We start from the raw sequence: 7748 nt of genomic DNA on the forward strand, positions 1-7748 counted from the left end.
CGACCGGGCATCATGTCCGCCGGGCCAGCCGATCGGGGGAGGTGTCGTGGCCGTGAGATCCGCCGTGCTCCGGGCGTTCGCCGCAGCAGCCGCAGTGGCCGCAGTAGCCGCGGTCCTGCTCGGCACGCTGCTCGGCGCCGCCGGCCCCGCCCGCGCCGAAACCCCGGGGGCCCGCCTGGTGGTCTCCCCCGGCGGACCGCTGCATCCCGGCGACGTGGTGACCGTCCGCGGCACCGGGCACACCGGCTGTCCGACCGGCCGGGTCGACCTGCTCGCCTACGACTCGCGGCTGCGCACGAACGTGCTCGGCGCGGACCGGTTGATCGCCGCCGACGTACCGATCGACGCCGCGCAGGACCACGGTTTCGCCGTCCGCTTCACCATGGACCCACCGCTGTATGTCGGCACCCAGGGTTTCCGCACGCTATGCACGGACCGGGCCGGGAACACCTTCTCCACCGCGATGGCCCAGACCCCCTTCTCCTACGAGCCGACCGAGCCCGGCAACCCGAACGGCTTCCCGGCACCGGGCCCGCCGCCCGCGAACCTGGCCGCCCGCCGCCTGGTGGTGGAGCCCGCCGACGCGGCGCCCGACCGCCTGGTCACCGTCTGGACGAACCTGCGCTGCGGCCCCGCCAATGCCACCCACAACGGCGCGCTCTACTGGGACGGCCGCTTCGTCACCACGTTCTACGCCCCGGCCGAACCACAGGGCGGACAGGGCGGCCCGCAGGCACTGCGGGTCCACCTCCCGCAGACCCCCACGCGCGGCACGCACCGGCTCACCGCGTCCTGCTACGCCGGGGCGAGCGGGTTCGGCGTGGTCGACGGCGACACCGTACTGAGCGCCGAACTCACCTTCGCCCCACCCACCTTCGCGCTGTCCAGCACCGACGCCGCCGGCGGCGACCGGGTCCGGGCGACCGGGGCCGGCTTCACCGGATGTGCGGCACCGATCGAGGCCGGCCCGGCCGAACTGGCGATCCGGCGCGGCGAGCAGATCCTGGCCCGGCTGCCGGTCCGCCCCGACGGCCGGATCGACGCCGAGCTGACCCTGCCCGACGGGCTCGCCGACGGGCCGGCCGAGCTGACCGCCGCGTGTGCGAGCGAGCGGCTGGACGGCAGCGTGCGCTTCGCGCTCACCGTGCGGCCGGCCGCGCATCCGACGCAGGCCCTGGCCCGGCGGGCCGCCGACCGCGCCGAGTCCGCCCTCGCCCTGCCCTCCCCCGGCAACCTGCTCGACCACCCCGCGCCACTGGCCGCGGCCGGCGCCGGCACCGTGCTGGCCCTGCCGCTGGTGGGCTTCGCCGCCGAACTGTTCAACAAGACGGTGGAGGAGAACCGCGGCCGGATCCGTCGCCGACTGCGCCCGGGCGCCGGTCGCCCGAGGTCGCTGCCGCGCGCACCGCGCCTGCAGGTGGTGGCGTTCCTGGTGTTGTCGGTGTTGTGCACGGTCGCGGTCGAGCCGGAACTCGGCCTCGACTCGGCCACGTACGCGCTCGCCCTGTCGCTGCTGATCGCGGTCCCACTCACCGTGCTTGTCTACTCCGGACCGGCCGAGGCGTACCGCCGCCGGCTCTCCCGGATCCGCGCCTTCCCGCACCTGATCCCCGGCGCCCTGGTGGTCGCGCTGCTGCTCGGCGTACTGTCCCGGGCCGCGCATCTTGTGCCGGGTTACGTATACGGCCTGTTCCTCGCCTTCACGCACGCCGGGTTGCGGCAGTTGTCCCCGCGCGAGGAGGGGCGGGCCACCGCGCTGGGCGCGTGGGCGCTGGCCGGGCTCGGGGCGAGTGCGTGGGTGTGGCGGATCCCGGTCGAGCGGGTGTTGGCCGATCAGGATTCGCCAGCCTTCGGGTGGGTCCTGGCCGAGAACGTACTCACCCAGACCTACGTCGGCGCGGTGATCGGGCTGGTCTTCGGGCTGTTGCCGATCCGCTTCCTGGACGGACATCTGCTCTGGCGCTGGAGCAGGTGGGGCTGGGCCGCGGTGTACGCGGTCGCGGTGTTCCTGTTCCTGCTCACCCTGGTCGACCCGACCGGGGTCGCCGTCGGTGCGACCCGGCGGATGTGCGTCGACGCGGCGTGGTGGTTCGGCGCGTTCCTCCTCGCGTCGGTCGCGTTCTGGGCGGTGTTCCGACTGCGCTCGGCCACGCCGCCGGCTCCGCCGCCGCCACCGGGGCGGTGGGGGCCGCCAATCGGCCCGAGCGCACCCGCGCCACCGATCGGGCCGCCGCAGCGGCCGAGCGTTCCCCCGACGATCGGTAGCTCGCGACCACCGACGTAAAATCCTGGTCCTATGTCCCCTCTTCCCGTGACCCCTCTTCCCGTGACCCCACTGCCCGGCGCGACCACCGCCGGCGACGCCGCGCCGGTCCGCCATCTCGCCACCGTGCGCAGCTTCACCCCGCGCCGGGGCCGGGTCACCCTGGCGCAGCGCGACGCGCTGGACCGGTTGTGGCAGCGGTGGGGATTCGACGTGGCGGACCGCCGGCTGGACCTGGGCGAGTTGTTCGGCGACGACCGGCCGGTGGTCCTGGAGGTGGGCTTCGGGATGGGTGAGGCCACCGCGATCATGGCCGAGGCCGATCCGGGCACCAACGTACTCGCGATCGATGTGCACACCCCGGGTCAGGGCAGCCTGCTGCACGACGCCGAGCACCGCGGGCTGACCAACATACGCGTGGCCAACGGGGACGCGATCGAGTTGCTCCGGGACATGTTGCCGCCCACGTGCCTGGCGGGCATCCGGGTCTACTTCTCCGACCCGTGGCCCAAGACCCGCCACCACAAGCGACGGTTGATCCAGCCGGCCTTCGCGGCGCTCGCCGCGTCGCGCCTGATCCCGGGCGGCACGCTGCACTGCGCGACCGACTGGGCGCCCTACGCGGAGTGGATGCTGGAGGTGCTCTCCGCCGAGCCCGCGCTGGTCAACACCGTCGACGGCTATGCCCCCAGACCGAGTTGGCGACCGGTCACCCGGTTCGAGCGACAGGGCCTGGCCAAGGGCCACGAGGTCGCGGATCTGCTCTTCCGCCGCCGCTGAGCCGTCGCCCCCGGGCGAACACCCATACCGACCGCGTCACAGCCGACCAGGAGAGGGGCGCCGCGGCAGCACGCGGCGTTATCGTCACCCCATATGGACGCATCGCAAGAACCCGACGCGCCGACCGGTCCCATCCCTCCGGACCAAGCCGCGTACGAGTTCGCCCTGTACCGGCCGGAGCCCGCGGGGAAGTCGCGGGTGCGCCGCGTCGTGGAGAACCAGACCGCGCGAATAACCGTGCTCGTCACCGCGCTGCTCGCCTGCGCGGTCACCATCGCGGTCATGCTCGGCGACTCGATCGGTGCCCAGGGCCTGCTCGTCGGCGCGTTGTTGGCGCTGGTGCCGACGCCGCTGGTGGTGAGCGCGATCGTCTGGCTGGGCCGGGTCCGGCCGTTGCCGTGGAAGAGCCTGCTGTTCGCGTTCGGGTGGGGTTCGTGCGCGGGCGCGTTGGTCGCGCTGCTCGCGAACAGCTGGTCGTTCGACAAGCTGATGGACCTCAAGGGCAAGGAGGACGCCGAGCTGCTCGGTTTGACCATCGTGGCGCCGGTGGTCGAGGAGTGCGTCAAGGGACTCGCGGTATTGCTGCTGTTCCTGACCGTGCGCGGCAACTTCAAGGGGGTCCTGGACGGGCTGATCCCGGCCGCGGTCAGCGCGGCGGGCTTCGCGTTCACCGAGAACATCCTCTACTTCGGCCGCGAGTTCGCGGCGAGCGAGGACAACGGCGACGGGCTGGGCACCACGTGGGGCACGTTCATCGCCCGCGGCATCATGTCGCCGTTCGCGCATCCCCTGTTCACCTCGATGATCGGGCTGGGGTTCGGCCTGTCCATCCTGGCCCGGACCAAGGCCGCGCGGATCCTGCTGCCGCTCGGCGGGTACGTGTGCGCGATCGGGCTGCACGCGTCCTGGAACGGCTCGGCCACCCAGGGCCTGGCCTTCCTCGGCGTGTACTTCCTGGTGATGATGCCGATCCTGGGCGGACTGATCTGGTACGCGGTGGTGGTCCGCCGCGACCAGTTGCGCGCGGTCGAGGACGAGTTGCCGGGCTATGTCGCGGCGGGCTGGTTCCGGCCGCACGAGCCGCTGCTGCTGTCCTCGATGGCCGACCGCTCGCGCGCGCTGCGCACCGCCCGGAGCACCCTCGGCCCGACGGGGGTGGCCCGACTGCGCGCCTACCAGGCCGATGCCACGCTGCTCGCCGAACTGCGCCGGCGCGCGACCCGGTCGCGCTCCGGCCCGATGCCGGAGTATCCGCAGCGGGAACGGGAGTTGCTGGACCGGATGTGGGCCGCCAAGCCGGCCCTCGGGCAGGTCATCGACCACACGATGCCGTCCCCGAGGTGGCGGTACGTCAAGCCGCCGCCCGGCTGGGCGCCGCCGGGGATGGTGCCGTACGGAGCGCCGGCCGGCTGGGGGCCGCCGCCCGGACCGGGGGCGTTCGGACCGGGCGCGTTCGGCCCGCCGCCGCCCGGATGGGTGCCGCCGGGTTGGCAGCCCGCCGCGCATCCCGCGTGGGGTCCGGTCCCGGCCCAGGGCCCGCCGCTGCCCTGGGGCGCACCGCCGCCGTGGGGTCCGCCCCGGCACGCGGCCAACGGCGCGTGGTCCGGACCGCCCGCCGGCCCGTGGGGCCCGCCGCCGGCTCAGGGTGCGCCCGGTGTCCCGCCCCAGAGCGGCCCGCCGGGCCCACCGGCCTGGTACGCCCGCCCCGGCGATTCCCCGCAACCCCCGCCCGCCGAGACCGCGCCGCCCAAGGAGCCATGGGAGTCCTGGGAGTCATAGGCGTCGTAGGAGTCGTGGAAGTCGTGGGAGTCGTGGGAGTCGTGGCCGGGACACCGCGATACTCGCGGCCCCGACCGGCCCCCACCGGCTCGCGTGCGACCATGGCCGGGTGCATATCTCGACCACCTACGTCCCGACCGAGGCCGATATCGCGGACGGTGTCCTGGCCTTCCGGCGCGGCCTCTTCCGCGGCCTGCTCGGCCTCGGCGCGGTGCTCTCGGTGCTCGGCGTCGTGCTGGTGACCAAGGCCCTGCTCGCCGGCGAAACGGTGTTGTGGCCGCTGGCCTTCGTCGGCTTCGGCCTCGCGATGCTCGCGCTGCGGTTCTGGGCACCGATCCAGGCCGCCCGGCAGAACAAGCACATGCACGGAGTGCCGTGCGAGGTCACGCTGACCGACGAGGAGTTCGTCACCACACTCGGCGGCAGTCGCAGCGAGACCCCGTGGGACACCTTCCGCAAGGTCCGCCGAGTGGACACCCAATGGATCTTCGAGTTCGGTCCCACCCAGGCGATGACGATTCCCGACCGGGTCTTTTCCACTGCGGAAAACCTCGAACTGGAGACGTTTATCCACAGCCGGAGCCGGGCAGCGCGCTGATCTTCCACAAGGAAGATCCACATCCTGTGGAAAACCTGTGGGCAAAGGGCTTTCCCGGCGACTCGACATCTGCTCGAAATGATGAGAATCAATCCTGATTCGACCCGACCGTGGACATTTATCCGGTTGCGTGCGCATCATTGGCTTTCATTCATTCGGCATTTCCCGCATTGACCACAAATCCGTCATCGGGCACGAATCGGCACAGGCTCGACAATCATGGCCGAGGCATCGACCTCGACGTCCGCGTGCACGTCCGCGTGCATGTCCGCCTCGACATCCGCGTCGACCTCGGTCTCGACCTCGGCGCCGATCTCTTCCTCGCCCGGCGCGGCCACCGGCACCCCACGCAGCAGCCACGTCGCGACCGCCGCCGCCAGCGCCAGGACCACCGCGCCGCCGAGGGTGGCGTACTCCATGCCATGCGTGAACGCATCCCGAGCGGTGTCGAGGAGGTGCTCACCACCCACCCCGGGGAACCGCTCGGCGGTCGCACTCGCCGCCGCCAGCGTGTCGTTCGCGGCGTGTACCGCGTCCGCCGGCACCCCGTCGAAGCTCGCCGCCCGCATGTCGCGGCCGTACACCGCGTCCGCGACGCTACCCAGGATCGCGATACCCAGCGCCCCGCCCAACTCGCTGCCGGTCTCCGACGTGGCCCCCGCCGCACCGGCCCGCTCCGGCGGCGCCGAGGTCAGGATCAGCTCGGCGGTCAGCGTGGTCGCGATCAGCACGCCCGCCGCCACCAGCCCGGCGCCGATCAGGACCAGCGCGAGCGGTGAACCCGGTCGGGCCCGGCTCATCACCACGAAGCCGACCGTGGCCAGGAACAACCCGCCGCAGATCAGGAAACCGGGCCGGACCTTCTTGGCCAGCACACCCGACACGGTGAGCGCGACGGTGATCCCGGGCAGCACCGCGAGCGACCACAACGCCGCCGTCAACGGCCGCATGCCGAGCACCAGTTGCATGTACTGCGTGTTGAACAGCGCGGACCCCATCAGCGCGATGCTCGCGATCACATTGACCACGATCGACGCGCTGTACGCCCGGATGCGGAACAACGCCAGGTCGATCAGCGGATCCACCAACATCCGCTGACGCCGCACGAAGAGGTATCCGACCGCCAAGCCGACCACGACGCTGACCACATACAGCGGCGCGAAGCCCTCGGCCGCGATCTCCTTGATCCCGTAGATCACCGCGAGCACCGACACCAGGGACAACGCGGCGCTGATCAGGTCGAGCCGGCCGGCCGCCGCGTCCTTGAACTCCGGGAGCAGGAACGGCCCGACCGCGAGCAGCAGCACCATCGCGGGCACGTTGAGCAGGAACGCCGAGCCCCACCAGAAGTGGTTCAGCAGCAGCCCGCCGGCCACCGGGCCGAGCGTGGCACCTGCGGTCAGCGCGGCGGTCCACACCCCGATCGCGATCCGCCGCTGGGCCGGATCGTGGAACATGTTCCGGACCAGCGCCAGCGTCGAGGGCATCAGCGTCGCGCCGGCCACGCCGAGCAGCGCCCGGGTGGCGATCAGCATCTCCGCGCTGGTCGAGAACGCCGCGGCCACCGACGCCGCGCCGAACGCGGCGGCGCCGATCAGCAGCAGCCGGCGCCGACCGATCCGGTCGCCGAGCGCGCCCATCGTGATCAGCAGGCCGGCCAGCAGGAAGCCGTAGATGTCCATCATCCACAGCTGCTGCGGCGCGGTCGGTTCGAGTTCCGTGCTGATGAACGGGAGGGCGAAGTACAACACGCCCATGTCCATGGACACGAGCAGGAGCGGGAGGAGCAGGACCGTCAGCGCGATCCATTCCTTGCGGCCGGCCTTGGCCGTGGAAGAGGTCATGACAGGACTGTACAAGCGTATAAGACGATCGTCTATGACACTTGTCTAAAAACTTGCCGCCGGGTTCCCGCCATCACCGCAACGGGTAGTCGCAGGGGGTCGGGGGCATCGATTCCACCTCCGAACGAAGGACGACCACATGAGTGACGAGCGGATTCCCGTGGGCGAGATCCCCGAGGGTGACCGGCCGCGGATGGACCTGCGCAGCGGCGCCGAGACACCGGTCGACCCCGAGGACCTGGTACTCGCCGAGGGCAAGGACCTGACCCGGAAGAACGTCGAGGAGGCCCGCCGCAAGCTGGAGGAGTTCGGTCCGGCCGCCGTGGAGCGCGTCGTCCCCTGAGCTCGGACACCTCGGATATCTCGAACACACACGGTCGGGGGGGGGGGCCCCCCCCGGGGGGGGCGCCCCCCCCGGCGGGGGCGCCGAACCCACACAACCCCCCCCCCCCCCCCCGGCGCCCCACGCACCCGCGGCGCGCGG

The 7748-nt window shown here is 72.2% G+C and carries 6 protein-coding genes; 5 read left to right on the top strand and 1 reads right to left on the bottom strand.

Annotated elements, in window-relative coordinates; genetic code table 11:
- Positions 1–46: 46 nt before the first annotated feature.
- From ABIA38_RS19985 to ABIA38_RS20000, 4 genes are all read left to right on the top strand, one after another.
- Entirely contained in the window at positions 47–2284 is a 2238-nt protein-coding gene (locus ABIA38_RS19985) for an FGLLP motif-containing membrane protein (RefSeq protein ID WP_424640047.1), read from the top strand.
- Between the two features lie 12 nt (positions 2285–2296).
- Entirely contained in the window at positions 2297–3043 is a 747-nt protein-coding gene (trmB, locus tag ABIA38_RS19990; RefSeq protein WP_424640048.1) for a tRNA (guanosine(46)-N7)-methyltransferase TrmB, read from the top strand.
- A 93-nt stretch (positions 3044–3136) separates the two neighbouring features.
- Positions 3137–4822 carry a PrsW family intramembrane metalloprotease gene (locus tag ABIA38_RS19995; protein WP_424640049.1) on the top strand — a complete coding sequence of 562 codons (1686 nt, stop codon included), beginning with the start codon at positions 3137–3139 and terminating at the stop codon, positions 4820–4822.
- A gap of 109 nt (positions 4823–4931) precedes the next feature.
- On the top strand, positions 4932–5420 hold the full coding sequence (locus ABIA38_RS20000) for a YcxB family protein (RefSeq protein ID WP_424640050.1): 489 nt from the start codon (positions 4932–4934) through the stop codon (positions 5418–5420).
- A 185-nt stretch (positions 5421–5605) separates the two neighbouring features.
- Here ABIA38_RS20000 and ABIA38_RS20005 read toward each other — a convergent pair whose 3' ends face one another.
- Positions 5606–7264: an MFS transporter gene (locus ABIA38_RS20005; RefSeq protein ID WP_424640051.1), complete on the bottom strand. Its 1659-nt coding sequence runs from the start codon at positions 7262–7264 to the stop codon at positions 5606–5608.
- A gap of 139 nt (positions 7265–7403) precedes the next feature.
- Between ABIA38_RS20005 and ABIA38_RS20010 the strand changes: the two genes are divergently transcribed.
- On the top strand, positions 7404–7607 hold the full coding sequence (locus ABIA38_RS20010) for a hypothetical protein (protein ID WP_424640052.1): 204 nt from the start codon (positions 7404–7406) through the stop codon (positions 7605–7607).
- Positions 7608–7748: the final 141 nt, after the last annotated feature.

Source organism: Embleya sp. AB8 (genome assembly GCF_049739465.1).
In the GTDB taxonomy this organism is placed as follows: Bacteria; Actinomycetota; Actinomycetes; order Streptomycetales; family Streptomycetaceae; genus Embleya.